The organism is Mycobacterium sp. DL440 (genome assembly GCF_011745145.1).
GTDB lineage: Bacteria > Actinomycetota > Actinomycetes > Mycobacteriales > Mycobacteriaceae > Mycobacterium.
This window is the reverse complement of the sequence record NZ_CP050191.1, coordinates 1815057-1840456: the sequence shown is the minus strand read 5'-3', so window position 1 is coordinate 1840456 and position 25400 is coordinate 1815057. Positions and strand designations below refer to the sequence as shown.

Annotated in this window: 26 protein-coding genes; 19 read left to right on the top strand and 7 right to left on the bottom strand. The window is 66.3% G+C overall.

The window, feature by feature from the left end; translation table 11 throughout:
* Positions 1 to 29: 29 nt before the first annotated feature.
* Positions 30 to 926 carry an oxidoreductase gene (locus HBE63_RS09140; RefSeq protein WP_166909572.1) on the top strand — a complete coding sequence of 299 codons (897 nt, stop codon included), beginning with the start codon at positions 30 to 32 and terminating at the stop codon, positions 924 to 926.
* Positions 927 to 962: 36 nt separating this feature from the next.
* The gene (locus HBE63_RS09135; protein WP_166904466.1) at positions 963 to 1466 is read left to right on the top strand and encodes an SRPBCC family protein; all 504 of its coding nucleotides are present in this window, start codon (positions 963 to 965) and stop codon (positions 1464 to 1466) included.
* On the opposite strand, the gene HBE63_RS09130 is transcribed toward HBE63_RS09135, so the two are convergent.
* Positions 1463 to 2938 carry a carboxylesterase/lipase family protein gene (locus HBE63_RS09130; protein ID WP_166904465.1) on the bottom strand — a complete coding sequence of 492 codons (1476 nt, stop codon included), beginning with the start codon at positions 2936 to 2938 and terminating at the stop codon, positions 1463 to 1465. The genes HBE63_RS09135 and HBE63_RS09130 overlap by 4 nt on opposite strands.
* A 74-nt stretch (positions 2939 to 3012) precedes the next feature.
* Between HBE63_RS09130 and HBE63_RS09125 the strand changes: the two genes are divergently transcribed.
* The 8 genes from HBE63_RS09125 (at position 3013) to HBE63_RS09090 (ending at position 10482) form a co-directional block, all read left to right on the top strand.
* A complete protein-coding gene (locus HBE63_RS09125) occupies positions 3013 to 3906 on the top strand; it encodes a neutral zinc metallopeptidase (protein WP_166904464.1) in 894 nt (297 codons plus the stop codon).
* The gene (locus HBE63_RS09120) at positions 3899 to 5533 is read left to right on the top strand and encodes a DUF885 domain-containing protein (RefSeq protein WP_166904463.1); all 1635 of its coding nucleotides are present in this window, start codon (positions 3899 to 3901) and stop codon (positions 5531 to 5533) included. The genes HBE63_RS09125 and HBE63_RS09120 overlap by 8 nt, the downstream gene beginning before the upstream one ends.
* 20 nt (positions 5534 to 5553) lie before the next feature.
* The gene (locus HBE63_RS09115; protein ID WP_166904462.1) at positions 5554 to 6078 is read left to right on the top strand and encodes a DinB family protein; all 525 of its coding nucleotides are present in this window, start codon (positions 5554 to 5556) and stop codon (positions 6076 to 6078) included.
* A gap of 82 nt (positions 6079 to 6160) precedes the next feature.
* On the top strand, positions 6161 to 7042 hold the full coding sequence (locus HBE63_RS09110) for an RNA polymerase sigma-70 factor (RefSeq protein WP_166909571.1): 882 nt from the start codon (positions 6161 to 6163) through the stop codon (positions 7040 to 7042).
* A complete protein-coding gene (locus HBE63_RS09105) occupies positions 7042 to 7488 on the top strand; it encodes an SRPBCC family protein (protein ID WP_166904461.1) in 447 nt (148 codons plus the stop codon). Before HBE63_RS09110 ends, HBE63_RS09105 begins: the two co-directional genes overlap by 1 nt.
* 32 nt (positions 7489 to 7520) lie before the next feature.
* Positions 7521 to 8111: a TetR/AcrR family transcriptional regulator gene (locus HBE63_RS09100; RefSeq protein ID WP_166904460.1), complete on the top strand. Its 591-nt coding sequence runs from the start codon at positions 7521 to 7523 to the stop codon at positions 8109 to 8111.
* Complete coding sequence (locus HBE63_RS09095; RefSeq protein ID WP_166904459.1) at positions 8108 to 9667, top strand: NAD(P)/FAD-dependent oxidoreductase; 1560 nt, start codon at positions 8108 to 8110, stop codon at positions 9665 to 9667. The genes HBE63_RS09100 and HBE63_RS09095 overlap by 4 nt, the downstream gene beginning before the upstream one ends.
* Entirely contained in the window at positions 9664 to 10482 is an 819-nt protein-coding gene (locus HBE63_RS09090) for a mycofactocin-coupled SDR family oxidoreductase (RefSeq protein WP_166904458.1), read from the top strand. Before HBE63_RS09095 ends, HBE63_RS09090 begins: the two co-directional genes overlap by 4 nt.
* A 15-nt stretch (positions 10483 to 10497) precedes the next feature.
* On the opposite strand, the gene HBE63_RS09085 is transcribed toward HBE63_RS09090, so the two are convergent.
* Both HBE63_RS09085 and HBE63_RS09080 read right to left on the bottom strand, forming a co-directional pair.
* Positions 10498 to 11406, bottom strand: a complete 909-nt coding sequence (locus tag HBE63_RS09085) for an acyl-CoA thioesterase II (RefSeq protein WP_166904457.1) — start codon at positions 11404 to 11406, stop codon at positions 10498 to 10500.
* A gap of 14 nt (positions 11407 to 11420) precedes the next feature.
* Positions 11421 to 12257, bottom strand: coding sequence for an LLM class flavin-dependent oxidoreductase (locus tag HBE63_RS09080; RefSeq protein ID WP_166904456.1), 837 nt, complete (start codon positions 12255 to 12257; stop codon positions 11421 to 11423).
* Positions 12258 to 12367: 110 nt separating this feature from the next.
* Between HBE63_RS09080 and HBE63_RS09075 the strand changes: the two genes are divergently transcribed.
* From HBE63_RS09075 to HBE63_RS09060, 4 genes are all read left to right on the top strand, one after another.
* Positions 12368 to 13006, top strand: a complete 639-nt coding sequence (locus HBE63_RS09075) for a TetR/AcrR family transcriptional regulator (protein ID WP_166904455.1) — start codon at positions 12368 to 12370, stop codon at positions 13004 to 13006.
* Between the two features lie 112 nt (positions 13007 to 13118).
* Positions 13119 to 14348 carry an amidohydrolase family protein gene (locus tag HBE63_RS09070; RefSeq protein WP_166904454.1) on the top strand — a complete coding sequence of 410 codons (1230 nt, stop codon included), beginning with the start codon at positions 13119 to 13121 and terminating at the stop codon, positions 14346 to 14348.
* Positions 14349 to 14387: 39 nt separating this feature from the next.
* Complete coding sequence (locus tag HBE63_RS09065; RefSeq protein WP_166904453.1) at positions 14388 to 15548, top strand: acyl-CoA dehydrogenase family protein; 1161 nt, start codon at positions 14388 to 14390, stop codon at positions 15546 to 15548.
* On the top strand, positions 15545 to 16819 hold the full coding sequence (locus tag HBE63_RS09060; protein ID WP_166904452.1) for an acyl-CoA dehydrogenase family protein: 1275 nt from the start codon (positions 15545 to 15547) through the stop codon (positions 16817 to 16819). Before HBE63_RS09065 ends, HBE63_RS09060 begins: the two co-directional genes overlap by 4 nt.
* Positions 16820 to 16898: 79 nt before the next feature.
* Here HBE63_RS09060 and HBE63_RS31345 read toward each other — a convergent pair whose 3' ends face one another.
* Positions 16899 to 17078 carry a hypothetical protein gene (locus HBE63_RS31345; protein WP_243858577.1) on the bottom strand — a complete coding sequence of 60 codons (180 nt, stop codon included), beginning with the start codon at positions 17076 to 17078 and terminating at the stop codon, positions 16899 to 16901.
* An 84-nt stretch (positions 17079 to 17162) separates the two neighbouring features.
* Between HBE63_RS31345 and HBE63_RS31700 the strand changes: the two genes are divergently transcribed.
* Positions 17163 to 17297 carry a hypothetical protein gene (locus tag HBE63_RS31700; protein WP_256367924.1) on the top strand — a complete coding sequence of 45 codons (135 nt, stop codon included), beginning with the start codon at positions 17163 to 17165 and terminating at the stop codon, positions 17295 to 17297.
* A gap of 18 nt (positions 17298 to 17315) precedes the next feature.
* Here HBE63_RS31700 and HBE63_RS09050 read toward each other — a convergent pair whose 3' ends face one another.
* Both HBE63_RS09050 and HBE63_RS09045 read right to left on the bottom strand, forming a co-directional pair.
* Positions 17316 to 18326 carry an Rv2578c family radical SAM protein gene (locus HBE63_RS09050; protein ID WP_166909569.1) on the bottom strand — a complete coding sequence of 337 codons (1011 nt, stop codon included), beginning with the start codon at positions 18324 to 18326 and terminating at the stop codon, positions 17316 to 17318.
* A gap of 235 nt (positions 18327 to 18561) precedes the next feature.
* Complete coding sequence (locus HBE63_RS09045; RefSeq protein WP_166904451.1) at positions 18562 to 19758, bottom strand: hypothetical protein; 1197 nt, start codon at positions 19756 to 19758, stop codon at positions 18562 to 18564.
* A gap of 152 nt (positions 19759 to 19910) precedes the next feature.
* Between HBE63_RS09045 and HBE63_RS09040 the strand changes: the two genes are divergently transcribed.
* Positions 19911 to 21344: a hypothetical protein gene (locus HBE63_RS09040; RefSeq protein WP_166904450.1), complete on the top strand. Its 1434-nt coding sequence runs from the start codon at positions 19911 to 19913 to the stop codon at positions 21342 to 21344.
* Positions 21345 to 21370: 26 nt separating this feature from the next.
* On the opposite strand, the gene HBE63_RS09035 is transcribed toward HBE63_RS09040, so the two are convergent.
* Positions 21371 to 21805, bottom strand: a complete 435-nt coding sequence (locus HBE63_RS09035; protein WP_166909567.1) for a hypothetical protein — start codon at positions 21803 to 21805, stop codon at positions 21371 to 21373.
* Positions 21806 to 22050: 245 nt separating this feature from the next.
* On the opposite strand from HBE63_RS09035, the gene urtA reads away from it, so the two are divergent.
* The 3 genes from urtA to urtC are packed head-to-tail and all read left to right on the top strand — an operon-like array spanning position 22051 to position 25386.
* The gene (gene urtA, locus HBE63_RS09030; RefSeq protein ID WP_166904449.1) at positions 22051 to 23319 is read left to right on the top strand and encodes an urea ABC transporter substrate-binding protein; all 1269 of its coding nucleotides are present in this window, start codon (positions 22051 to 22053) and stop codon (positions 23317 to 23319) included.
* A gap of 34 nt (positions 23320 to 23353) precedes the next feature.
* Positions 23354 to 24238 carry an urea ABC transporter permease subunit UrtB gene (gene urtB / locus HBE63_RS09025; protein ID WP_166904448.1) on the top strand — a complete coding sequence of 295 codons (885 nt, stop codon included), beginning with the start codon at positions 23354 to 23356 and terminating at the stop codon, positions 24236 to 24238.
* Entirely contained in the window at positions 24235 to 25386 is a 1152-nt protein-coding gene (gene urtC / locus HBE63_RS09020; RefSeq protein ID WP_166904447.1) for an urea ABC transporter permease subunit UrtC, read from the top strand. Before urtB ends, urtC begins: the two co-directional genes overlap by 4 nt.
* Positions 25387 to 25400 lie beyond the last annotated feature (14 nt).

Below are 25400 nucleotides of genomic sequence, written 5' to 3'. Positions count from 1 at the left end.
ATGAGCACTCGCGCGAAGACCCAGCGGCACTGAACTCTCCCACCGCGGTCATCGGTCCGGGCGCCATCGGGTCGACCGTCGCGGCGCTGTTGCACGCCGCCGGCCGGCAAGTCCTGCTGTGCGGACGCACCCCGCGCGACGGCATCGAGGTCCGGCCCGACGACGGCGCACCGATCCGGTTGCCCGGGCCGGTCCACACCGATCCGGCCACCGTCGACGGTCCGCTCGAGGTGGTGTTTCTCGCGGTCAAGGACACCCAGAACGCCCAGGCCGCGGTCTGGCTGGACCGGTTGTGCGACGAGAAGACCGTGGTGTGCGCGCTGCAGAACGGTGTGGAACAGGTCGAGCGCGTGAGCGCGGTCAGCCGGCACACCGACAAAGCCCACGTCGTGCCCGCGGCAGTCTGGATCTCGGCCGAGACCCAGCCCGGCGGCTGGGTGCGGTTGCGCAGCGAGGCCAGGCTGGTGCTGCCCGACACCCCGGCGGCGGCGGTCGTGGCCGACGCGGTGGGCGGCACCGCGATCACCGTCGAACACGATCCCGATTTCCGCCGCGCCGCCTGGCGCAAGCTGCTGGTCAATGCCGTGGTCGGGTTCATGGTGCTGGCCGACCGGCGCGCAGGGATGTTCCGCCGTGACGACGTGGCCGCACTGGCCCGGCGCTACCTGACCGAATGCCTGGCGGTGGCCCGGGCCGACGGCGCGGATCTGGGTGAAGAGGTGGTCGACGAGATCGTCGGCATGCTCGCCTCGGCACCGGAAGACCTGACCACCTCGATGCTGACGGATCATCAGGCGGGCCGTCCGCTGGAGTGGGATGTGCGCAACGGCGTCATCGCCCGCAAAGCGGCCGCACATGCGCTGCCCACCCCGATCAGCGATGTCGTGGTCCCGCTCTTGGCGGCCGCCGGCGACGGCCCGGGCTGACCCACCACTAGACACTCTCCCCTAGGGTGTCTACCCATGGCCCGGACCTACCCGTGCGAACGCGTCGAGTTGGACTTCATCGACCGTGCGCCGTTCCGCTTCGTCAGCACCGTCGACCTCGCCATTACACCCGAGCAGTTGTTCGAGGTGCTCAGCGACGAGACCAGCTGGCCACACTGGGCGACGGTCATCACCAACGTGGAGTGGACCAGTCCCGAACCCCGAGGGGTCGGCACCACCCGCACCGTCACGATGCGCGGGCACATCACCGGCGAGGAGGAATTCCTGGCCTGGGAACCCTTCTCCCACATGGCTTTCCGGTTCAACACCAGCACCTCGAACGCGATCTCGGCCTTCGCCGAGGACTACCGCGTGGTGGAGACGGCCGACGGTTGCCACCTGACCTGGGTGATGGCCATGAAGCCCAGCGGACTGGCCGGCCGACTCGGGATGACCATGGGCCAGCCGGTGATGGCGTGGCTGTTCCAGCGGTTCCTGCACAACCTGCGCCGGTACACCGACGAGCGTTACGGCAACTAGCCGAGCCCTTCCCACACCCGGCGTCGCACCGCGTCGGGATCGGCCACGGTCTCGTCACGCGTGGACCGGATCACCCGGGTCAGCCGCCGGTCGACGTCGTACTCCGGCCAATCGGCAACCTCGGCCCGGGCGAAATCGAGCCAGGTACGTTGCATCCGCCGACCGACCGACGGCTGCACCCGGCGGCCCAACGGGTGCAGCTTGCGTCCCAGATACGACCCGTAGCTGTGCTGGATGTGCACGATCTCGCTGCCGTGCGTGGCGCCCAACCCCAGCATCTTGAGCGTCCAGGTGGTGTGGTCGAACCGGTACACGTGGGTCGGCGCGTGCGCGCTGTAGGCGTCGGCGAACGCCCAGGTCGGTGCGCCGAACATGACGTCGGAGCCGAACGCGATCAGTGCCCGTCGGCGCGGGAAATCGGGATAGGCGGCCAGCACCCGATCCCTGGCCTGCGGGTCGTGGCGGCGGAGATAGTCCTCGACGCCGGCCAACGTGGTCGGCAACATCGGCGGCTTGCCCCAGGCGAACATCGACGCCTCGTGGCTGTTCGTGCCGATGATCAACGGCACCGCGGACACCGCACCCGCGTGTGCCGCCGCGACCGGGTGCAACGGCAGCAGATCGACGCCGTAGGTCAGCCCGTAGGCCAATGTTGGTGTCTGCTGTGCACTTTCCAGTTGCAGCTGCCCGGCGGCGCGGCGCAACTGCCGCTGCGGCAGCACTTTGAGTTGCTCGGCCCCCACCCCGAGCAGTTGCATGAAGCGGCGCGACTGACGGGCCCGGTCTTCCCGGTCGGCGATCAGCGGCAACGCCGGACTCTGCGCGATGCCCCGGGCGAACAGCCCGTCGGCCGCGGGGCTGGCCAGCAGAGCCAATACCGATGTGGCACCGGCTGATTCACCGAAGACCGTCACCTGCTCGGGATCGCCGCCGAATGCGGCGATGTTGTCGCGCACCCACTGCAGCGCGGCAATCTGGTCTCGCAGACACAGGTTGTCGTCGAATCCCTCGCCGAGGTCACCGAGTTCGAATCCGCCGAACACGCCGAGCCGGTAGGTGACGTTCACCACCACCACGTTGCCGTTCTCCGCCAGCCGCGAGCCGTTGTAGAGCTGCAACTGGCCGGCACCGTAGACGAAGGCGCCGCCGGGGATCCACACCATCACCGGCAGCGACCCGCTCGTATCCGGAGACCAGACGGTGACGGTCAGGCAAGCCTCGTCGCGGACCTTGGGGTCGTCGCGGCCTCCCCCGACGAAGGAACGGCCTTGCGGCGGCAAGGGGCCGTGCTCCACGGCGTCGCGGACCCCGGACCAGGGCACCACGGGCTGCGGCGCCAGGAAGCGCAATGCGCCGATGGGCTGCTGGGCGTACTCGACACCCCGCCAAACGCTGACCCCGCCTTCACGGGTGCCGCGTAACCGCCCCAGCGAGGTGTGGGCGATGGTCGAATGTTCCGCAAGGACGGACACGTCTGAATCGTAGTGTGAAAAGCTTAACGGGCTGTTGAGCACGCACCTACCAGCGAATGCGATGGAGTGACGGGATGACCTTCAACGAGGGTATGCAGATCGACACGAGCACCACCTCCAGTTCCGGCGGTGGCCGCGGCCCCGGCCGTGGCATCGCGATCGGCGGAGGTCTCGGCGGTCTGTTGATCGTGGTGCTCGCGATGTTCCTGGGTGTCGACCCCGGCACCGTGATGCCTCAACAGCAGCAGCAAATAGACACCAGCGGGGCCGGGGGCGAGGGTTTCGACCTGAGCCAGTGCAAGACCGGCGCCGACGCCAACAGCAAGGTCGAATGCCGAGTGGTCGCCACCGGCAACTCGGTCGACGGCGTGTGGCAGCAGCTGCTCAAGGGATACAAACGTCCGCAGGTACGACTGTTCAAGGGGCAGGTTCAGACCGGATGCGGTCCGGCCACCAGTGACGTCGGCCCGTTCTACTGCCCCGTGGACAAGACGGCGTACTTCGACACCGACTTCTTCCAGGTGCTCGTCGACCAGTTCGGTTCCAGCGGAGGCCCCCTCGCACAGGAGTACGTCGTCGCTCACGAGTTCGGCCACCACGTGCAGGACCTGCTGGGTGTCCTAGGCCGGGCCCAGCGCGACCCTGAGGGCGCCACCGGCGCGGGCGTCCGCACCGAACTGCAGGCCGACTGCTACGCCGGTGTCTGGGCGCATTACGCGTCGATCACCCGGCAAGAGGGTACCGACGTGCCGTTCCTGGAACCACTGAGCGACAAGGACATCACCGACGCCCTGTCGGCGGCCTCCTCGGTGGGCGATGATCGCATCCAGAAGCAGGCCACCGGCCGGGTCAACCCGGAAGCCTGGACCCACGGTTCCTCCGAGCAGCGGCAGAAGTGGTTCACCATCGGTTACCAGACCGGTGATCCGAACAAGTGCGACACCTTCGCCGCGAACAACCTTGGCTAGGGCCGCCACTGCCGTCGACGCGGTAGCCGAGCGCTACCTCGACACCTATGCACGGCTGGATCCGTGCGCCGCAACAGAACTGGGCATCACCGGCCACGACGATGAGGTGACTGACTACTCCCCGCAGGGGGTGGCCGCCCGCGCCGAAGCGGCCCGCGCGACCTTGCGGGAGCTCGACGGGATCGAGCCCGCCGACGAGGTCGATGTGGTCACCGTGGCCGCGTTGCGCGAACGCCTCGGCGCGGCCGTCGACGTGCACGATGCCGGCCTGGACCTGGGTGAGATCAACGTCATCGCATCGCCGCTGCAAACCATGCGCGACGTATTCGACCTGATGGCCACCGACACCGAGGACGATTGGGCGCTGATCGCCGCGAGATTGGCGAAGGTGCCCGAACGTGCCGCGGGCTACGCGGATGCGCTACGTGCGGCGGCCCACGGCAGTCATGCCCCGGCCCTGCGTCAGGTGACCCGCGGCGTCACCCAGGCCCGGCAGATCGCCCAGTTGTTCGCCGAGATGGCTACCGGCGCGGCACCTGGAAACCGGCGGCTTCAGGCGCAGCTACGGCAGCGCACCGAAGCCGCGGCCGATGCTTACCGGCAGTTGGGCGATGTGCTGCGTGAGGAGATCGCCCCGCGTGCGCGTCAATCCGACGCCTGCGGGCGCGACGCCTACGGGCTCATGTCACGGTTGTTCCTGGGCACGTCGGTCGATCTCGACGAGGCCTACGACTGGGGGCTGGGTCTGCTCGATGCCGTTGTGGCCGAGCAGGAATCGATCGCCCAGCAGCTCTATCCGGGTGCCACCGTGGCCGAGACGCTGCGCCGGCTCGACGAGGAGCCGCGATACGTCATCAGCGGTACCGATGCGCTGCAGGCCTGGATGCAGGAGCTTTCCGATCGCGTGGTGGACGCGCTGGCCGGCACCCACTTCGACATCGACGGACCGCTTCGCACCCTGGAGTGCCGGATCGCGCCGACCCAGACCGGCGGCATCTACTACACCGGGCCGTCCGAGGACTGGTCGCGGCCCGGACGCATGTGGTGGTCGGTTCCGCCCGACGTCGAGCGGTTCCACACCTGGCAGGAAACCACCACGGTGTTCCACGAAGGTGTCCCCGGTCATCATTTGCAGATCGGCCGCGCGGTGGCCCTGGCCGACCAGCTCAACCGGTGGCGCCGGCTGGGCTGCTGGGTTTCGGGCCACGGTGAGGGCTGGGCCCTGTACGCCGAGCGGTTGATGGCCGAGCTGGGCTGGCTCGACGATGCCGGTGACCGCATGGGAATGCTTGATGCACAACGGTTCCGCGCGGCCCGTGTGGTGATCGACATCGGCGTGCACTGCGGCCTGACCGCACCCGACGGTGAGGTCTGGGATGCCGAACGGGCATGGAACTTCCTGACCTCGCACTCGGCGATGGCCGAGGAGAACCTGCGCTTCGAATTGGATCGCTATCTGGGCTGGCCGGGCCAGGCGCCGTCGTACGCCATCGGTCAACGGATCTGGCACGAACTCCGCGACCAGACCCTGCGCCGGGGATCGTCGTTGCGAGAGTTCCACAGCCGCGCACTCGATCTGGGCGGGCTGCCGCTCGATGTGCTCCGATCGGCGTTGTCGGCCGACTGACCGGCGACCACACTGGCGACATGGAACCCCTCGACCCCGACACCAAGGACTGGACCTGGGTGCTGTCCCACGCCTGCACCGAGTGCGGGTTCGACCCGACGACGGTGCGGAGCAATGCGGTGGCCGGCCTCATCCGGGACGATGCCGCACTGTGGGTGCCCCGGCTGCACGGCACCGCGGTCAATGTCAGGACCCGCCCGGACCGATGGTCGATCCTGGAGTACGGCTGCCACGTCCGCGATGTGCACCGCATCTTCGAGCACCGGGTGCAGTTGATGTTGACCGAGGACGATCCTCAGTTCCCGAACTGGGATCAGGACGCCACCGCGATCGCCGACGACTACGGGTCGCAGGATCCGGGGACTGTCGCAACCGAGCTGTTCGAGGCGGCCGGGGTTGTCGCCAACACCTATGACCGGGTGCCGGCCGACGCCTGGTCGCGCCGCGGGTTGCGCAGCAACGGCAGCGAATTCACCGTGGCCACGATCGCGGTCTATCACCTGCACGACATCGTCCACCATGCGCACGACGTCGCCACCATGTGACGCGGTTCACAGCCGAAGGCTGTCACGGTTCGGGTGCCGAGCGGTGTCTGAGAGTGTGACGCCAAGGGCATAGGGGGATCAACTGAACGCGACCGAGATATTCGCCGGGCACCGCCCGCTGCTCTTCACGCTGGCTTACGAGATTCTGGGGAGCGCCGCCGACGCAGAAGATGTGGTGCAGGAAAGCTACCTGCGCTGGATCACGGCAGGCGACGTGACGCATCCGCACGCGTACCTCGTGCAGGTCGTCACGCGGCAGGCCCTCAATGCGCTGCGGACCAGCAAGCGCCGACGCGAGGACTACGTCGGCAATTGGCTTCCCGAACCGATCCAGACCGCGTCGGACGTGAGCGAGGACGCCGTCCTCGCCGAATCGGTGTCGATGGCAATGCTGCTGATCCTGGAGACACTCGGCCCCGACGAGCGCGTGGTGTTCGTCCTGCACGAGGTGTTCGGTTACAGCCATCCCGAGATTGCGCTCGTGGTGGGTAAGTCCGACACCGCGGTGCGCCAGATCGCCCACCGCGCACGCGAACACGTGCAGGCCCGGCGGCGACGCTTCACACCGGACAGACAACTGGCACGTACCACCGTCACGAAGTTCCTGCGGGCCGCGCACACCGGGGACATCGACGGCCTCGTCGCGGTGATGGCCCCCGAGGTCGTGGCATTGTCCGACGGCGGCGGACAGGTGTCAGCTGCGCGTCGCCCAGTCGTCGGACCGCAGCGCGTCGCGCAGTTCATGGCGGGACTCGCCCAGGGCGGCATGGCCGGACTCGACATCTCGTTCGGCAGCTACAACTCGATGCCGGCCGTCTTGTTCCGCCACGACGGGGCGCTTGACTCGGTCTTGCTCATCGAGGTGACCGACGGCCTCGTCTCCGCGCTCTATGCGATGCGCAACCCCGACAAGCTCCGCGACGCCGCCGCAACCCGCACCCTTACCAGACAGCAGGAGGACTGATGCAGACCATCACCGTCGAACGGATCATCGGAGCACCGCAGGATGAGGTGTTCGAGTTCATGAGCAACGCAGCCAATTTCACGCGCTCGCCGTTGGTGCTTCGACAGCGGCTGGCCGAACCCGGCCGGCAGGCCCCCTATGGACAAGGAGCGGTGCGGATCCTGGTCTGGGTGATCGGCTGGTTCCGGGAACGCATCACCGCCTACGACGCGCCGCATTCCTTCGACTATTCAGTCGAACGCAGTTTCCCACCCTCGGAACACCGCCACGGTCGAGTCGGCTTCACCACGGTGGACGGCGGCACCCGCGTCACCTGGACCACGACGTTCCAGGTGAAGTTCCCATTCATCGGCGGGGCCCTGACCCGTTGGGTGGGCCGACCGATGCTGACCAAGGTCTTCAACGACGTGCTGGATGCCGCCGCGGAAGATCTGGCGAAACGCTGACCAGATTGAACATATTTCGCTAATGTGTTCAAATGCGCGACGCGGAGCGAGTGGTGCCACCCGCACTGCTCGCCGCCGCCGCTGCGACGCTCAGGCGTTTGGGCCCAAGACAATTCAGCCTCACCGCGGTGGCCGAACACGCCGGAGTATCCCGAGGTACCGTCCACAACGCCCTGGGCAGTCGGGACAACGCCATCAGAATCGCGCTGGACCACCTGGCCGGCGCGTTCATCGAGACCATCGCGGCCGAGGCCGGTCGCCACGACAGCCTGACCGATCAGGTGGCCGCCGCCGCCGTCGTCATCTGCGCGCACCGCCAGCAGTCGGACTCCGTGGCACCGCGCGGCATCAACGAGAGCATTTTGGTGCTACTGCTGCGCAACACCGGCGATGACCTGATGCGGCGCTCGATCGACCTGTGGAAACCGTTCGTCCGCGCAGCCCAGGAGCGCGGCGAGGTCGGGCCCGGCATTGCGCCGGCACGGGCGAGCGAATGGATCGTGCGCCTGTTGCTGAGCTTCGAACTCCTCCCACCGATCGGCGTGAACCTCGACAGTCCGCGTGCGGTGAAGCGATTCGTGGCCGACCACATCGTCGTCGGCCTGACCGGAAGGCAGCAATGACAGAACCAGCCTACGAGGTGGCGATCATCGGCGCCGGACCCGGCGGTATTGCAGTAGCACACCTGTTGCGCCAGAAGGGTATTCACGACTTCATCATCGTCGAACGCGGCGGTGACTTCGGCGGGACCTGGCGCGACAACCACTACCCCGGCCTCGCCGTCGACATCCCCACCCTGTGGTATCAGCTGTCGTTCGCCCCCAACCCGAACTGGACCAGGTTCTTCGCGCCCGGCCCGGAGATCCATCGCTACCTGCAGGACACGGCGGCCGGCCTCGGACTCTACGAGCACCTGCGTCCCAACTCCGAGGTGATCCGCCAGCAGTGGGACGACGAACACGGACTGTGGCGACTGCAGATCCGCGACGGGGCACCGGTGACGGCACGTTTCGTGGTCAGTTCAGTGGGCGGATACGTCAATGCCAAGAACACCGTCGACATCGACGGCGTCGAGGACTTCACCGGAACGATCCTGCGCCCCAACGCCTGGGACGACAGCTACGACACCAGAGGGAAGCGCATCGCGGTCATCGGCACCGGATCCTCCGGCGTCCAGATCACCGCCGCGCTGTCCGCGGAGGCAGACAATCTCGATGTCTACCAACGCACCCCGGCGTGGGTGCTGCCGAAGGTCGACTTCGACATCTCGCCGTGGATGCGCCGGCTGTTCCGGCTGCCCGGACTTGTCCCAGTCGTCAACGCCGCCGGCCGGCTGGCGATGGACATCTTCATGGTGGCGCCCATAGTCCACGTCTTCTCCCGGCTGCCGGACACGTGGTTACGCCGCCTCATGCCGCTCTACGACGGCTGGTCCCGGCTGCTGTACCGGCTGCTGCTGCGCGCGGTCGTCGACGATGCCGCGACCCGGCGAAAGCTGGTGCCGCGCTATGGGATCCTGGCCAAACGGCCGGTGATCTCCAGCGCGTTCCTGCCGGCGCTGAACAATCCCAACACCAACCTGATCACCACGCCGATCGAACGGATCACCGCGACCGGCATCCGCACCACCGACGGCGTCGATCATCCGGCCGACCTGCTGGTGCTGGCCACCGGCTACGAACTCTGGATCGACCCGGAGACCTACCGGCCGGGGACCGTCCTCGGCCCCAACGGATTCGATCTCGCCGAGTATTACCGGGCACACGGTCTGCACAGCTACGCGGGCACGGCACATCCGCGCCTGCCCAACCGCTGGGAGATCGTCGGCCCGCTCGGCTTCGTCGGATTCGCCTGGCTGGACTATGTCGAGACCGTGGCCGCACACGCCGTGCGGATCATCGATGAGACCCGCCACCGCGGCGCGCAGGTCGCCACCGTCAGTCAGGACGCGTTCAACGTGTGGAATGCCCGGATGCGCCGGGATGGCCGTGTCGCCCACCTCTATTACACGGCGGCGTCGGGCCTGAACTCCTATTTCGTCAACTCCCAGTACGAGACTCCGTACTACCGGCCGCAGACGATCACCGGATCCCGACAGTTCGCCCGCCACTCCCCGTTGTCCGACTATCAGTTCACCAATGCCCGCGTCGCGGCACTACCCGAGGAGCAACTCGCATGACTACCCCACTGGCCGGGCGGGTCGCCTACGTCACCGGCGCCGCGCGTGGGCAGGGCCGCTCGCACTGCGTGCGGTTGGCCCGTGCCGGAGCCGACATCGTCGCGCTCGACGCCTGCGCGCCCGTCGCCGCGCAGAACGGTTATGCCGCCGCCACTCCGGAGGATCTCGCCGAGACCGTGGCGCTGGTCGAGGGTGAGGGACGCAAGATCCTGGCCCGTGAGGTGGATGTCCGCGATGCCGAAGGCCAGCGCCGCCTGGTGGCCGATGCTGTCGAACAGTTCGGCCGCCTCGACATCGTGGTGGCCAATGCCGGTGTGCTCAACTGGGGCCGGTTGTGGGAGATTTCGGCACAGCAGTGGCAGGACATCGTCGACATCAATCTCACCGGGGTGTTCAACACGGTTCAGGCGGTGGTGCCGCCCATGATCGAGGCGGGCAACGGTGGTTCGATCATCGCGGTCAGCTCAGCCGCCGGCATCAAGGCCGTTCCAGGTTGCGGTCACTACTGTGCGAGCAAGTTCGGCGTCGTCGGGCTCACCAATTCACTCGCGGTCGAGCTGGGTGAGTTCGGTATCCGGGTCAACTCGATCCACCCGTACGGCACCGACACCCCGATGGGCAACGACCTGTCGATGTATCAGATGTTCGCCGACCACCCCAACTACATCCACAGCTTCTCCCCCGGTGCCCTGCCGACGGATTCGCTGGCCCCGCCCGACACCATCTCCGACATCGTGGTGTGGCTGGCCGGCGACACCTCGTCTTTGGTCACCGCCGCCCAGATCCCCGCGGACAAGGGATATCTGAAGATCTGAGCGGCGGCGCCGGACTCACAACCGCGAGTGCGCGGAAATACCGGTGTCGGTGGTGCGCAGCGGACGGATCAGCCCGTCCTGACTGAACGACGCGATGAGTTCGCCCTCTTCGGTGTGCACCGCACCGCGCACGTACGACATGCCCGAGCCGACCTGGGTGCTCTCGTGGCTGTACAGGAGCCAGCCGTCCCACCGGACCGGCTCGTGGAAACTCACCGTGACCGTCATCGGCGCCGTCGAGACGGTGAGGTGGGCCTGGGCGGTGCCGATGCCCTCATGCGCGCGCATGGTGGTCGAAATACCCAGGTGCCCGGTGAAATACGCGATCAGTGCCTTGGCCAGGTCGTCGCGGACCGGCACGGGGTCATAGTGCAGCCAGGCGTGCAGCTCGGGCGGGCCGACCTCGTCGGGGCTGTTGACGTCGACGACGTCGACCAGTCGCAGCTCACGTCCGATCATCGGCATGGGCGAGACATTCGCATCAGCCGGGCCGGCGACCTCAGGCCGCGGCAGGTGATGGCGGATGACGTCACCGGACGGCACGTCGGTGAACACGGTGATGGTGATGCACCGCTTGCCGTTCTGCGAGGCGGCGATCACCGCCGTGGCCGTTGATCGGCCCTCGCTGATCACATCGATGTCGAGCTCCACCGGCGGGCCCACCATGACCGCGCGGGCGAATACCGCGTGTGCCGAGCGAATCGACTTGTCCGGGAAGCGTTTCGCCGCCGCGACGATCGCCGCGCCGACGATCTGCGTTCCTTCGACCACCTGGCGCTCGTCCACACCGGCGATACCGGTCGGGACGGTGAAACGGTTCTCCCCCGCCGGTTCTGCATCGAACAGGTCGAGCAGCATCTGCAGCGTCCACTGCGTCGGTTCGGTCCCGGTCGCGGCGGGTGCCTCGTTGGTTCCAGCTGTCATGTCGTTCCTCTCTGTCACGTGTTGATGACTGTCTCGGCGAACTCGGAAATCGTCTGGGGTGCCGCGAAATCGGCGAACCACACGTAGAAGCGTTCGACGCCCTGGGCCGACAGTCCGGCGAAATGGGCGGTGAGTTCGGCAGCGTCGCCGCACACCAACCCGCCGCCGAGGTGCCCGAACAACCGGGTGCTACGTTCGATCACCGCCGAGCGATCGGCACCGCGCCCCACGAAGCCGACCATCTGTTGCAGGGAGACCCGTGCCGAACCCACGGTGGGCAGCAATGCGGGCAAGCGATCCAGCTGATGCGACGGAATGTTCCACCAGTCGGCGTGGGCGCGCACCAGTTCCATCATGCGCTTGCCGGTTCCGCCCAGTACCAACGGAATTGGATGGTCAGGACGCGGGTTCTGCGCCCGGTCGTCGTCGCCGCCCCAATACCGCTGCAGCAGAGCCAGATTCTCACCGAGCCTGCGTACCCGGGCCGCGGCGTCACCGGTCTCGACACCGAACCGCTCGAACTCCTGCGGCCACGAACCCGAGCCCAGCCCGAGCTCGAACCGGCCGCCGCTGGCCGCCGACAGCGTGACGGCCTGTTTGGCCAGCACCGCCGGATGACGGAAGGCGTCGCACAACACCAGGTGGCCGATCCGCAGGCGTTCCGTGCGGGCCGCCACCCAGGTGGCGACAGTCATTGCCTCCCAGATGTTTTGGTGGGTTGCCCCCGGCGCTTCCAGATGGTCGATGAACGCGATGCCATCGAACCCACTGGCCTCGGCCACCCGCGCCCGTTCGACGACGTCGTCGATGCCGAGCCGTACCTGGGGCAGGAACAGGAACCACTCACTCACCGCTGCACCGCCCGCGGTCGATCCAACACAGTAATCACAAGCCGCCTATTGCTTCTACCGAAACGGTAACGTCATTCTCGCAAGTGCAGCATGACGGAGGTGATGGCGCAATGGCCAGTCCGGCCGGAAGACCGACCGAAGGCGCGCGCGCCGAGGCGCAGGCGGACCGGGCCCGCCGATTCATGAAATCGGCGCTCGCCATCCTTGGCGAGACCGGGCGCACCGACTTCACCGTGCTGGAAGTCGTGGAGCGCTCGAAGACCTCATTGCGGTCCTTCTACCAGCATTTTTCCAGCAAGGACGAGCTGCTGCTGGCCCTCATCGACAAGATCATGGCCGAGTCCACACTGCGTTGGCGCGCGGATACCGAGGGGCTGGCCGGACCCGAGGCGCTGCGGTCGCTCATCGAGCGAATCACCGTCCCGGCGGCCTCGAGCACCCAGGACAGCATCAACCGCGGCCTGACCTTCTACAACGACCATCTCGCCGAGTCCCTGCCCCGTGAATACGCACGGGTGCTGGCGCCGTTACACGAGCTCATCGGCGACATCCTGCGGCGCGGAATCGAAACGGCCGCTTTCCGTTCTGGGATCGACGTTCAGAGCACCGCGGCCCTGATCATGCAGTCGGTGCTGGGTGCGATGCGACTGCGTTCACTGGGCGTTGAACTCAACGGCGCACCGATCGACGGCGAGCACATCTACGAGTTCTGCGTGCGCGGCCTACAGGTGCCTGAATCCCCAGCCTGACCAGGAGTTCCCCGCCTTCCTGAGCGATCGCCCGAATGCGCTCGTCCGCGCTGGTCGCCCCGTGGTAACGTCATTACCAGTTTCGAAAACACGACTCTCCCAGGAGGCGAACATGCCGTCACGCGAGCTTCCCTATCCGGTGTTCGACGCCGACAACCACTTCTATGAGCCCAAGGAAGCCCTCACAAAATTCCTGCCGGAGCACCGCAAGGGCGTCATCGACTACATCGATGTCCGCGGCCGGACCAAGATCATGGTTCGCAACGTCGTCAGCGACTACATCCCGAACCCGACATTCGAAGTGGTCGCCCGCCCCGGCGCGCAGGAGGACTACTTCCGGCACGGCAGCGGTGGCAAGAGTTACCGCGAGGTGATGGGCAAGCCGATGAAGGCCATCCCCGCCTTCCGGAATCCGCAAGCGCGCCTTGAGGTTCTCGACAGCCTCGGCCTGGACTACACCCTGATGTTCCCGACGCTGGCCAGCCTGGTCGAGGAGCGACTCAAGGACGATCCGGACCTGATCCTCGACATCGTGCACGCACTCAATGAGTGGATGTATGAGACCTGGCAGTTCAACTACGAGGGCCGTATCTTCTCCACGCCGGTCATCAATCTGGGCAACGTCGACCGCGCACTCGAGGAACTGGAATGGTGCCTGGAGCGCGGCGCCAAGACCGTCCTGGTCCGACCCGCACCGGTGCCGGGCTATCGCGGTAGCCGCTCCATGGGTGTGGAGGAGTTCGACCCGTTCTGGGACGCCTGCGTGAAGGCCGGTATCCCGGTGTCGATGCACGCCTCCGACAGCGGGTACTCCAATTACCTCAACGACTGGGAACCTGCCACCGAGTTCAAGCCCTTCTCACCTACCTCGTTCCGGATGGTCGCCATGGGCAAGCGTCCGATCGAGGACACCATGGCCGCGCTGGTCTGTCATGGCGCGCTGACCCGTAACCCGGACCTGCGCATCCTGTCGGTGGAGAACGGCGCCTCCTGGGTGCCCTACCTGCACTACCAGTTCAAGGACGTCTACTCGAAGATGCCGGATGGATTCCCGGAGGATCCGATCGAAGCGTTCAAGCGCTGCGTGTACGTCGCGCCGTTCTGGGAGGACGACTTCAAGAAGATGGCCGACCTGTGCGGCATCGACCGGGTGATCTTCGGCTCCGACTGGCCGCATCCGGAGGGCCTGGCCGATCCGATCAACCTGGTCGACGACCTGCAGGCACACGGCCTCGACGATGAAGGCGTCCGAAAGGTCATGGGCGGTAACCTCGTCGATCTCTTCAAGGTCGAGAACAAGAAGGTCTACCGGCCCGATGTCCCGGCGCTCGTACTGAACTGATTCAGTCCTCCCCTCTACCTACGAAGCTGAGCCGACTACATGACAGATGTGGCAAATCCTGAACAGATGCTGTTCGCCTCCACCGCACAGGCCTTCCTGGAGAAGGAGATGCCACTGAGCCGAGTGCGTGAACTACATGCCGCGCGCATTCCGTTCGACACCGGATGGTGGGGCCGCGCAGCCGAATTGGGGTGGGCCAGCCTGCTGGTGTCCGAGGAACTGGGAGGCGGCAGCCCATCGGGGGACGGTGTGACCGACCTGGCGTTGCTCGCCGAGCAGGCCGGCCACACCGTGGCCCCCGGTCCGCTGCATCCGGTCAGCATCGTGCTGGCCGGACTCGTCGAATCACCCGGCGGGCACGAGGAACTGATCGAATCGCTGGTCGCCGGCGACGCCGTGGCGTCCTGGGCGGCCTATGAACCCAAGCGGCCGTTCGGAGCTCTCGAGGCCGTCACCGGGATCGGCACGACCGCCACCCGGACCGAGGCGGGCTACCGCATCGACGGCGTCAAGGACCGCGTCGAAGCCGGCGACCAGAGTGACATGTTGCTGGTGGTGGCCGCCTGCGACGGCCAGATCCGGCAGTTCATGGTGCCGGCCGATGCCAATGGGGTCACCGTCACTCCCCAGAATTCGGTGGACCTGGTCAAGCGCTACGCCCGAGTGCAGTTCGACGGCGTCACCGTCGGTGAGTCCGCCGTGGTCGGCACCCCCGAGCAGACGCCCGGGATCATCGAACGTCAGCGCCAGGTGGCCCTGGTCCTGCAGTGCGCCGAGATCGTCGGAATCCTGGACGCGGTGCTCACGATGACCAATCAGTGGCTGGCAGACCGGCACAGTTTCGGCCGTCCGCTGGCCTCATACCAGGCCCTCAAACATCGTGCCGCCGACATGAAGATGTGGTTCGAAGCCGCGCGCGCCACCACCGCAGGAGCCGTCGCCGCGGTGGCCGAACGGTCCCCGGAAGCGCCGAAGCTCGTCAGCGTCGCGAAAGCCTATGTGGCCGAACGTGCTCCCGTGATGCTGCAGGACTGTGTGCAGTTACACGGTGGCATCGGCGTGACCTGGGAACACGACCTGCACCTGTACCTGCGGCGGGTTGCGTTGTATCGGGCGTTGTACGGCTCACCCGAAGACCACCATCGCACGGTGTATGCACTGAGCCGCAAGAACCGCGCAGCCGAGGAGATCGGGGCATGACCGACACCGTGAGCACCACTGCAACCACTGAGTCTGTCGAGGAGTTCGCCCTCCGTGCCCGGACCTGGCTGGCCGAGAACATGCCGCCCGTCGATCCGGACAACCCTCCGTTCTCGGTACGTGCGGAATCCGAATCCTGGGAACGGGCAAAGGAACTGCAGAAGCGGCTCTACGAAGGTGGATTCGCCGGCATCTGCTTTCCCCGCGAGTACGGCGGCCTCGGCCTGGACTACGCGTACCAGAAGGCATTCAACGACGAGTGCCGAAACTACGAGATGCCGCTGATCCTCAACACCCCGTCGTTCACCATCTGCGGCGCAACGATTCTCGACATGGGCAGCGAAGATCAGAAACGTGAGCGCATTTCGGCGGCGATCCGCGGTGACGAGGTGCTCTGCCAGTTGTTGTCCGAGCCCAGCGGCGGGTCGGATCTCGCCGGCGTGATCACCCGAGCCGAGCTCAAGGGCGACACGTGGATCATCAACGGCGCCAAGACCTGGAGCACCAGCGCGTTCGCCGCCGACTACGGATTGATGCTGGCCCGCACCGACTGGACCGTGCCCAAACACGAGGGCCTGACCATGTTCCTGGTGCCACTGAATGCACCGGGTATCACGATGCGCCGGATCACCGAGGTGAACGGCAACGAGGAATTCTGCGAGGAGTTCTTCGACAACCTGGAGCTTCCCGCCGACGCGGTCGTGGGCGAGGTCAACGACGGCTGGACCGTGGCCTCTCGCCAGCTGCACCACGAACGTCGGGCTGTCGGTGGCGGTTCCGAGTTCGCCAGCGGGACCGGGGCCGAGAACGCGAACGAGATGCCGCCCGACCATGTCGGGCTGGCCGAGGCCACCGGGCAGGGTGACGACGCCCGGGTTCAGGATCTGGCCGGTCGTGCCCTGGTGCGCCGCATCGTCAAGAAGCAGCTCATCGATCACGTCAGCAAGGCGATCGGGAACGGTTCGCTGCCACCGAATGCCGGCACGTTGATCCGGCTGTTCCATGCCGAGACCACCGAGCTCGAGGTGGACACCGCGTTGGCCATCGCAGGCACGGCCGGTGTGGTCGATGAAGGCGCCGAAGGTACCCCAGAGTTGGCCGGTCTGATGGAGATCGGTGTGCGCTACCTGTCTCGGCAGACCGGGTCCCTGGGCGGCGGCAGCTCGGAGATGGCACGCAACGTCATCGGCGAGCGGATCCTCGGTTTCCCACGCGAGCTCGCAGCCGACCGCGGCGTACCGTTCAATCAGGTCAAGCGCAACAAGAGCTGAATCTCTCCGCGAGCAGACGCATATGTACCCAATTTCAACGGTTTTGGGGGCGTCCGAATCCAGAGCAATCTCTTGTGCTTCAAGAGGTGGCGCTGCCTGCTTGTTCGGGAGTAAGCTCCTCGATTTCGTCTTCGCCACCCGGAACGTGCCCGCGAGTCAAGACCAACAGCACCGTCGCCGCCAGCGCGGCACAGGCGAACATCACCGCACCCATCGGCACCGCGCTGTGGTCGCCGGCCAGACCGACCGACGGTGACATCGAGCAGCATCAGCAGCGTCACGATGACCATCGCCGAGACGCCGCCGAACAGAAGCTTGCGTGGCGAGACGGTGCGAACCAGCCGTGCCGACGGATGCGGTTGCCGCAAGGGTCTCGGCCGCACTCGCGGCAATCCCCGAACGCTACGTCAGCGCATTGGACAAGGCCGCCCCCGCGATGCGGGCACTCACCGATCAGGTTGGGGCGGCACCGTGGTGATCCGTGGCCGACGCACCGCTAGAACAGCGTTGGCTGTTGCACAGGCCCGATTCGCTCGACACCGGCGGTTGGCATCGGCCGCGACCCGGAGGCCAGCCCGTGCCGGGAGATCAACGGCCGGACTCGGTCGCGCAACATCGCGCGGTACTCGGCGGGCAGATATGCGCCCCGCCGATACAACTCGCGATACCGACCGACCAATTCGGGATGCGACTGCGCCAGCCAGGACATGAACCAGCCCCTGGTCGAGCCGCGCAGGTGCAGGCCGAAGACCGTCACACCGCCGGCTCCGACTGACGCGATCCGGCCCAGCAGCGCGTCGAGCTGCCCGACCGAGTCGGTCAGATACGGCAGCACCGGTGCCACCATGACGTGGCAGTCCAGGCCGGCATCCCTGATTGCGGCGATCAGCGCCAGCCGGGCCTGCGGCGACGGGGTACCCGGCTCCAGACCGTGGTGAAGGTCCTGGTCACCGATAGCCAGTGACACCGCAACGCTCACCTCGACGCGGCGGGATGCCTCGGCGATCTGCGGCAGGTCACGCCGCAACAACGTGCCCTTGGTGAGGATGGAGAACGGAGTTCCCGAATCCGCCAACGCCGCAATGATTCCCGGCATCAGGGCGTATCGACCTTCGGCACGCTGATACGGATCGGTATTGGTGCCGAGCGCGACAGTCTCGCGCGTCCAGGATCGACGATGCAGCTCGCGCGCCAACACGTCGGCCACGTTGGTCTTCACCACCACCTGGGTGTCGAAGTCTGTGCCGCTGTCGAACTCGAGATACTCATGGGTGGGACGGGCGAAGCAGTACCGGCAGGCGTGGCTGCAGCCGCGGTAGCCGTTCACGGTGTACCGGAAGGGCAGCATCGACGCCGCCGGCACTTTGTTCAGCGCCGACTTGCACAGCACCTCGTGAAACGTGATCCCGTCGAATTGGGGCGTGCGGACGCTGCGGACGAAGCCGAGCCGCTGTAGCCCGGGCAGCGACCCGTCGTCAACGCGCACCGACTGGCCGTCCCATCGCATACCCATATCGAACAATTGTTCGATATGTATGTCAAGGTAATTCCGCCCGTGTCGATCTCGAAGGAGGCTGGGTGCGCCGATGCCGCGGTTTCGGGTACGGCATCGGCGCGCGCCGTGGGCGCTTGCCCAGCCACTTGCGCATTCAGGGGGCAGCGGAACCGCTCCATACGCACCCGACTATCGAACAACAGTTCGAACCATCTCGCAACCCTGATCCCAATCCGTGGGATCAGGGTCAGTCTGTCGAGCCGCGCCCCGGCTCGAGTGCCAGCCGAACCTGCGATTCGATCGCGGCGACGACCGGACGAGGCAGGTGCACCCGGCCGCGCCCATCGAGATCGACGACTATCTGCTGCACCTTGCGCAGGTAGGACGTCTTCTCCCCGGGCTGATCGGTGGCCTGCGCATGGTTGTAGAGCTTGGCGGCGGTGTCCAGGTCGGCACGGTCCTCGTCGGCCAGGTAACTGGTTCCCGTGGCTTTGCCGTCGCGCTCGCACCGTGCCCACCGGCGCCGCAGTGCGTCGACCGCCGCGCGGTAACGGCCGGCGAATCCGGCGTCGCCCGGGTAGGTGTCGGTGGCCAGCGCCTGGGCCTCCTCCAACGCGGTATGGAAATCCATCACGTGATCACGGGTGATGTCGGTGACTCCCGGATACCGCAGGTACAGCGCGGGATCCAGCTCGTAGGCGCCGTATTCGGACAGCACCCGCCGGTGGACGACACGCGCGGCCTCCCACAGCCGGAGGTCCGCCGCCGGAGACGCGCTCGGCCCGGGCACCGGGGACACAGACGGCTCGGCCGTCGCGACCTCCGATTCGACGGGCTCGGGCGGTGCTCCCTGCGCAGCCGCCGCAGTGGACTCTGTGGATGTGCCGCGCTGACCCGCCGGCCTCATCGGCTTGTGCTTGCGCGGCTTCTCGGGGACCGCGCGCCGCAGGCGCCGCAGGATCTCGGCGGCGACGGGATCGTCCTCCAGGACCGCGACGTGATAGTCGGCGCCATCGCGGAAGGTCAATTGCAGATAGCGCGCACCTTTGACGCGAAGATCCCGGCCAGCAGGCGCGATGCGGGTCTCCGGCGACTCTTCGGCGGACAGACCGACGTCGACGAGATCGCCCAGCGGGCGCACGACATCCCCGCTGTCCTCGGTGCCGATGAGAACCTGTCCGTCGACCAGCGCGAGCCGGACCGCGGCTCGTCGACCTGTCATTCGACCCACGACGCTGTACAGGACCGAACTGGTCAGTGACCCGCCCACCACCACCATGACGATCCCAGGGGCGACTCCACTGGCGACGAGGATGAGCAGCAGCGGCACCGCGGCGAGCACCAGCGCCGCGCAGACGCCCTTGCGGACGCGGGCCTGGCTATCGAGGTATTCGGTGCGGGAAATCAGCGCGAGATTCTCGCCGGCCGGCGCGTCAACGCTCATGCTGCCGCAACCGTCCAACGCACCCCGACGACACTACCGTGCGGCCACTGGCCAGTGGCGTCTGCGTATGGTTGACCCATGCCTGAAGACCCGCAGCAACGCCGACGGGCCAGGCCTGGCCGCCGAAAGGTGGTTGGGCAGAGGTGAATCCGATGGTTCGCGCGATCGTGGGCGGCGTGTGTGTCGGTGGCGGCATCGCGATCGGCGCCTACTCGGGTGGCTGGTTCCTCGTGCTCGCGGTCGTTCTCGCCGCGATGGGGATCGGACTGGTCGCCGGTGCGCTCACGCAGTCGGTCAAACCCGGCGCGGGCGGTGAACTCATCCCGGTCACCGTCGACCTGATCGACCGGTCGGCGTCGAACCCGGCGGTTGCGTCCACCGTCATCGCCGGTGAGGCGCGGCCACCGGGCGACGCTCCATTCCGGTTTCACAGCCATGCGAACCTGTTTCGCGCCCAGCTCGCAGGTATCGTCGCCGACGGTCACGGCGAGTTGCCGACGGAGGTCCTCGGTACGCCGGGCAGCCCTGCGGTCACCGAGCATCGCACGATGCGGGCACACGCACCGGCGGCCCTGACGGCGGTGGCAGCGATGTGGGCCACGATGCTGCTGCCTCCGACCGATATCTGGGACCTCAAGCCTCTGACGCGCAGCGTGTCGGCCGCGGTCCCCGGCATCACGTCTGAGTCTGACGACCCCGATGCGCGCCCGCTGTGGCAGTGGTACGACGAGGCGCTCAACCACCTGCGCACCGAAGCGCCCGAATCGCTCGGCGCCCTGCTGAGCTTCGACATCCGTGATACCCGCGTCGATGTAGAGGTGTACTTGGGCGGCGACCGGATACGGGCCTACCAGGGCGACGTCGACGGTTGGGAAACCAGCGAACAGTCCACCAACTCCCGCAGCCGCGACACGTTCACCATCGACGACCTGCAGGGATTCTCCGCACAGGACTTCCTGACCGGCGCGGCGGCGCAGCTGCCCGCCGACCACACAGTGGCATCCGAGTTGGAGATCGCCCGCAACAGCGACAACATCTTCGGCGCCGAGCGTCCGGTCCTGGCCAAAGGTACGTTCGGCCAACCGAGCATTTACATCAGAGGTAAGACAGACGGCACCATCGCACCGTGGTGGCCCGTCGACGATCTCGCGGCAGGGCTGCGCCAGGTCGAGGCCGCATTGGCCGCCCGAGGGGTTCCCGCCGATGCACCCGACATCAAGAACATCGACCTTTCCACGGGCAGTGACGGCAACTTCTCGGTCGACTTCTACCGGGGCGACATGTACTACCGGACCCGCGGAAAGGCAGGCGGATTCGCGTCGCCCGACGATCCCATCGGAGAGGGTCGTTACAGCACCCGCTTCCGGCTCGCCGACGTCTCCCCTGACGTCCTGTCCGCGGCGCGCGACGACGCCATGCGCCGGTACGACGTCGATCCGGTGGACCGCGGAAAGGCGCACGTCACCATCGGTGAATGGGGCAGCGGCGGTGCCCGCGAGGACGAGATCGTTATCGAGATGAATTTTCACGACGCCCACGGCGGGACCGCGATCTACGCGTTATCCGGCGAGTACCTCGCCGGATAACGCGAGCAGATCGAACTACTGCCGACCTACCACTGACCGAGCTGGCACCGCGGGCTGTACGGATGATCGTTCTGGACGGCGATCTGACCGTCGACAGCGATCTCACAGTGCGCGTTGGGCTGGGCCTGGCCGCCGTGCGTCGTGCTCGCGACGGTGAAGATCGCCCACTGCGGGTCGGCGAGCGTGGTCTCGAAGACCCAGGGCGCGTCGGGACCGACGTTCACCGTCGCCTTCTGCAGGTATTTGTACGCATCAGCGTTGTAGGCGTCTTTACTCGCAGGCTGCGTCGTCAGGTAGTAGAGGTCGAATTCGTAAGGCGCGCCGGACGTGAGCGTGTACTTCACCTGATGGCCTTGGCCCGCCGGGTCCGCATTCGACGTTGCGTTGGAGACCGCCATACCCGCAGCCGCCAGAACCAGCGCCGCACCGACCGTGGTTGTCGCTTTTCGCACATTCGTCATACCCGTCATATCCCAGCACGCTACCGCGTTGTTACAGGTGCGACGAATGAGTGGGGTGAGCCCGAGCCAACGGCAAACCAACTCGCCCTAGCTTGAGGTTAATTTGTTTGTCACACACAGACATTTCCCAGTAACAGCGGCGCTCTAACGTCCCGATTCGACACCCGCACAGTGTGTTTAACCTCTTGCACCGCCGCCGGCCGAGATCGGCCGAGAAGCGCTGCAATTCAAGGGAAAGGTCGCCCATGCGAGTTCCGCAACGTGCCCAGTTACGCCGGTCGGCAATAGCCGCAGGGAGTTTGATCGCAGCCACCAGCCTGTTGCTGGCCGGCTGCGGTAGCCGGGCGAGCGAGACCGACGCAGCAAACGCGGCATCATGCGTGGACACCTCCGGCCCGAAGATCAAAGTCGGATCGCTGAACTCGCTGTCGGGCACAATGGCCATCTCCGAGGTGACGGTGCGCGACTCTATCAAACTCGCGGTCGAGGAGATCAACGCCAAGGGTGGCGTTCTGGGCAAACAGATCGAGCTGATCGGTGAGGATGGAGCCTCCGAGCCCACGGTGTTCGCCGAGAAGGCCGAGAAGCTGATCAGCAGCGACTGCGTGGCCGCGGTGTTCGGCGGCTGGACCAGCTCAAGCCGCAAGGCCATGCTCCCGGTGTTCGAGAGCGCCAACTCCCTGCTGTATTACCCGGTGCAATACGAGGGCCTGGAGTCGAGCAAGAACATCTTCTACACCGGCGCCACCACCAACCAGCAGATCGTCCCGGCGCTGGACTTCCTCAAGGAGAAGGGCGTCAAGTCGCTCTACCTGGTGGGCAGCGACTACGTGTTCCCGCAGACGGCCAACCGCATCATCAAGGCCTACGCCAAGGAGAACGGGATCGAGATCAAGGGCGAGGATTACACCCCGCTGGGCTCGACCGACTTCTCCACCATCGTCAACAAGGTCCGTAGCGCCGATGCGGACGCGGTGTTCAACACCCTCAACGGCGATTCCAATGTCGCGTTCTTCCGTGAGTACAAGAACGTCGGCCTGACTCCGGAACAGATGCCCGTGGTGTCGGTCTCGATCGCCGAGGAAGAGGTCGGCGGTATCGGTGTGCAGAATGTCGCCGGTCAGCTCACCGCGTGGAACTACTACCAGACCATCGACACCCCGGTGAACAACGCCTTCGTCAAGGCCTACAAGGATTTCGTCAAGGATCCCAAGAAGCCCACCTCGGATCCCATGGAAGCCGCCTACGTCTCGGTCTATCTGTGGAAGAACACCGTCGAGAAGGCCAAGTCGTTCGACGTCGCGGCGATTCAGGACAACGCTGACGGCGTCAGCTTCGACGCGCCAGAGGGCAAGGTCACCATCGACGGCGAGAACCACCACATCACCAAGACCGCCCGCATCGGCGAGATCCGCCCGGACGGCCTGATCTACACGATCTGGGAGTCCAAGGATCCGATCGATCCCGACCCGTATCTGAAGTCCTACCCGTGGGCTGCGGGCCTGTCCGGCTGACGGCCGAGCGAAGCGACGGGGAACCAATCACAGCATGGACATCCTCATCGGCCAGCTGGCAACAGGGTTGAGCCTCGGCTCAATCCTGCTGCTGGCCGCACTGGGCCTCTCACTGACCTTCGGCCAGATGGGGGTCATCAACATGGCGCACGGCGAGTTCATCATGGCCGGCTGCTACACCGCCTACGTGGTGCAGCAGATGATCACCAATGCCGGTGCCTCACTGTTGATCTCGCTGGCAGTCGGGTTCCTCGTCGGTGGCGCCATGGGTGCGTTGCTCGAGGTGACGCTGATCCAGCGGATGTACGGCCGCCCGCTGGACACGCTGCTGGTCACCTTCGGCGTCGGCCTGATCCTGCAACAGGTGGCCCGCGACATCTTCGGTGCGCCCGCGGTCAACGTCGTTGCCCCGGATTGGCTCTCGGGCGGCGTCGAGATTCTCGGCGCGGTGGTGCCCAAGACCCGAATCTTCATCCTGGTGCTGGCCGTCGTGTGCGTGGCGGTGCTCGCCACCGTTCTCAAGACCAGCCCGATGGGGCGGCGCATCCGGGCGGTGGTGCAGAACCGGGATCTGGCGGAGACAAGCGGTATCTCCTCACGAAAGACCGACATCACCACGTTCTTCATCGGATCGGGACTGGCCGCAGTGGCCGGTGTGGCGCTGACCCTGATCGGCTCCACCAGTCCGACCATCGGCCAGAGCTTCCTGATCGACGCGTTCCTGGTTGTTGTGGTCGGCGGACTGGGCCAGATCAAGGGCACGGTCATCGCCGCGTTCGCCCTGGGCTTCCTGAACTCGTTCATCGAATACAGCACCACGGCGTCGCTGGCCAAGGTGATCGTATTCGTCATCATCGTGGTCTTCCTGCAGGTACGACCGCAGGGATTGTTCACGGTTCGAACCAGGAGTCTGGTATGAGCACACTCACGCAAGGACTACGAACAAACCTGGGACGCTGGCAGACCTGGGCCGGCTTCGGCGTGGCGGCGGTGTTGCTGTTCGGTGTGGCTCCTGCGGCACTGTCGGACTTCCGGCTGAGTCTGCTCGGCAAGTTCGTGTGCTTTGCGATCGTGGCGGTGGGCATCGGATTGGCCTGGGGCCGTGGAGGAATGCTGGTCCTCGGCCAGGGCGTGTTCTTCGGCCTCGGCGGCTACATGATGGGGATGCATCTCAAGATCGCCGATGCCCAGATCCGCGGGCACAACGTACCCGACTTCATGCAGATCGCCGGGGTACGTCAGCTACCGGGCTATTGGGAGCCGTTCGGCTCCCCTGCGTTCGCGCTGCTGGCGATCCTGTTGATCCCGACCGGAATCGCGGCCCTGCTCGGTTTCGGTGTGTTCAAACGCCGGGTCAAGGGCGCCTACTTCGCGATCCTCTCGCAAGCACTGGCAGCGGCGCTGGCGATCCTGCTCGTTGGCCAGACCAGCCTCGGCGGCAGCAACGGATTGACCAACTTCCGGACCTTCTTCGGATTCAACCTCAATGATCCGGCGAACAAGCGGATGGTGTACTTCATCGCGGCAGCCACCCTGTTGATCGTGGTCGCCGTCGTACGCCAACTGATGTACAGCCGTTACGGCGAGTTGCTGGTCGCCGTGCGCGACGGCGAGGAACGGGTGCGATTCCTGGGATACGACCCGGCCAATATCAAGGTCGTCGCCTACACGCTGGCAGCGCTGTTCGCCAGCATCGCCGGTGCGTTGTTCGTGCCGATCGTCGGATTCATCGCGCCGTCACAGGTCGGCATCGTGCCGTCCATCGCGTTCCTGATCGGGGTCGCGATCGGCGGGCGTTCCACACTGCTCGGCCCGGCGCTCGGCGCCATCGGCGTGGCCTGGGCGCAAACCCTTTTCTCCGAACGCTTTCCGTCCGGATGGATCTACGCACAAGGTCTGTTGTTCATCGTCGTCGTCGGGTTCTTCCCCGCCGGGCTGGCCGGGCTCGGTGTGCTGTTCGCCCGGTGGCGGCGCGAACGGTCGGCCTCACCGGATCCCGGGGGCTCCCAGCCCGAGACCGCGCCGGACGCCAATCCTGACGCCGAGAGAGTAGGTGCCGCGTCGTGACCGAAACCGAACCG

Coding starts and splice junctions, on each gene's coding strand:
- urtB (WP_166904448.1), top strand. CDS start 23,354: ATGGACATCCTCATCGGCCAGCTGGCAACAGGGTTGAGCCTCGGCTCA.
- HBE63_RS09105 (WP_166904461.1), top strand. CDS start 7,042: ATGCAGACCATCACCGTCGAACGGATCATCGGAGCACCGCAGGATGAG.
- HBE63_RS09040 (WP_166904450.1), top strand. CDS start 19,911: ATGGTTCGCGCGATCGTGGGCGGCGTGTGTGTCGGTGGCGGCATCGCG.
- HBE63_RS09095 (WP_166904459.1), top strand. CDS start 8,108: ATGACAGAACCAGCCTACGAGGTGGCGATCATCGGCGCCGGACCCGGC.
- HBE63_RS09125 (WP_166904464.1), top strand. CDS start 3,013: ATGACCTTCAACGAGGGTATGCAGATCGACACGAGCACCACCTCCAGT.
- HBE63_RS09045 (WP_166904451.1), bottom strand. CDS start 19,758: ATGAGCGTTGACGCGCCGGCCGGCGAGAATCTCGCGCTGATTTCCCGC.
- HBE63_RS09050 (WP_166909569.1), bottom strand. CDS start 18,326: ATGCGATGGGACGGCCAGTCGGTGCGCGTTGACGACGGGTCGCTGCCC.
- HBE63_RS09035 (WP_166909567.1), bottom strand. CDS start 21,805: ATGACGAATGTGCGAAAAGCGACAACCACGGTCGGTGCGGCGCTGGTT.
- HBE63_RS09100 (WP_166904460.1), top strand. CDS start 7,521: ATGCGCGACGCGGAGCGAGTGGTGCCACCCGCACTGCTCGCCGCCGCC.
- urtA (WP_166904449.1), top strand. CDS start 22,051: ATGCGAGTTCCGCAACGTGCCCAGTTACGCCGGTCGGCAATAGCCGCA.
- HBE63_RS09115 (WP_166904462.1), top strand. CDS start 5,554: ATGGAACCCCTCGACCCCGACACCAAGGACTGGACCTGGGTGCTGTCC.
- HBE63_RS09060 (WP_166904452.1), top strand. CDS start 15,545: ATGACCGACACCGTGAGCACCACTGCAACCACTGAGTCTGTCGAGGAG.
- HBE63_RS09065 (WP_166904453.1), top strand. CDS start 14,388: ATGACAGATGTGGCAAATCCTGAACAGATGCTGTTCGCCTCCACCGCA.
- HBE63_RS09085 (WP_166904457.1), bottom strand. CDS start 11,406: ATGACAGCTGGAACCAACGAGGCACCCGCCGCGACCGGGACCGAACCG.
- HBE63_RS31345 (WP_243858577.1), bottom strand. CDS start 17,078: ATGTCACCGTCGGTCGGTCTGGCCGGCGACCACAGCGCGGTGCCGATG.
- HBE63_RS09075 (WP_166904455.1), top strand. CDS start 12,368: ATGGCCAGTCCGGCCGGAAGACCGACCGAAGGCGCGCGCGCCGAGGCG.
- HBE63_RS09070 (WP_166904454.1), top strand. CDS start 13,119: ATGCCGTCACGCGAGCTTCCCTATCCGGTGTTCGACGCCGACAACCAC.
- HBE63_RS09090 (WP_166904458.1), top strand. CDS start 9,664: ATGACTACCCCACTGGCCGGGCGGGTCGCCTACGTCACCGGCGCCGCG.
- HBE63_RS09135 (WP_166904466.1), top strand. CDS start 963: ATGGCCCGGACCTACCCGTGCGAACGCGTCGAGTTGGACTTCATCGAC.
- urtC (WP_166904447.1), top strand. CDS start 24,235: ATGAGCACACTCACGCAAGGACTACGAACAAACCTGGGACGCTGGCAG.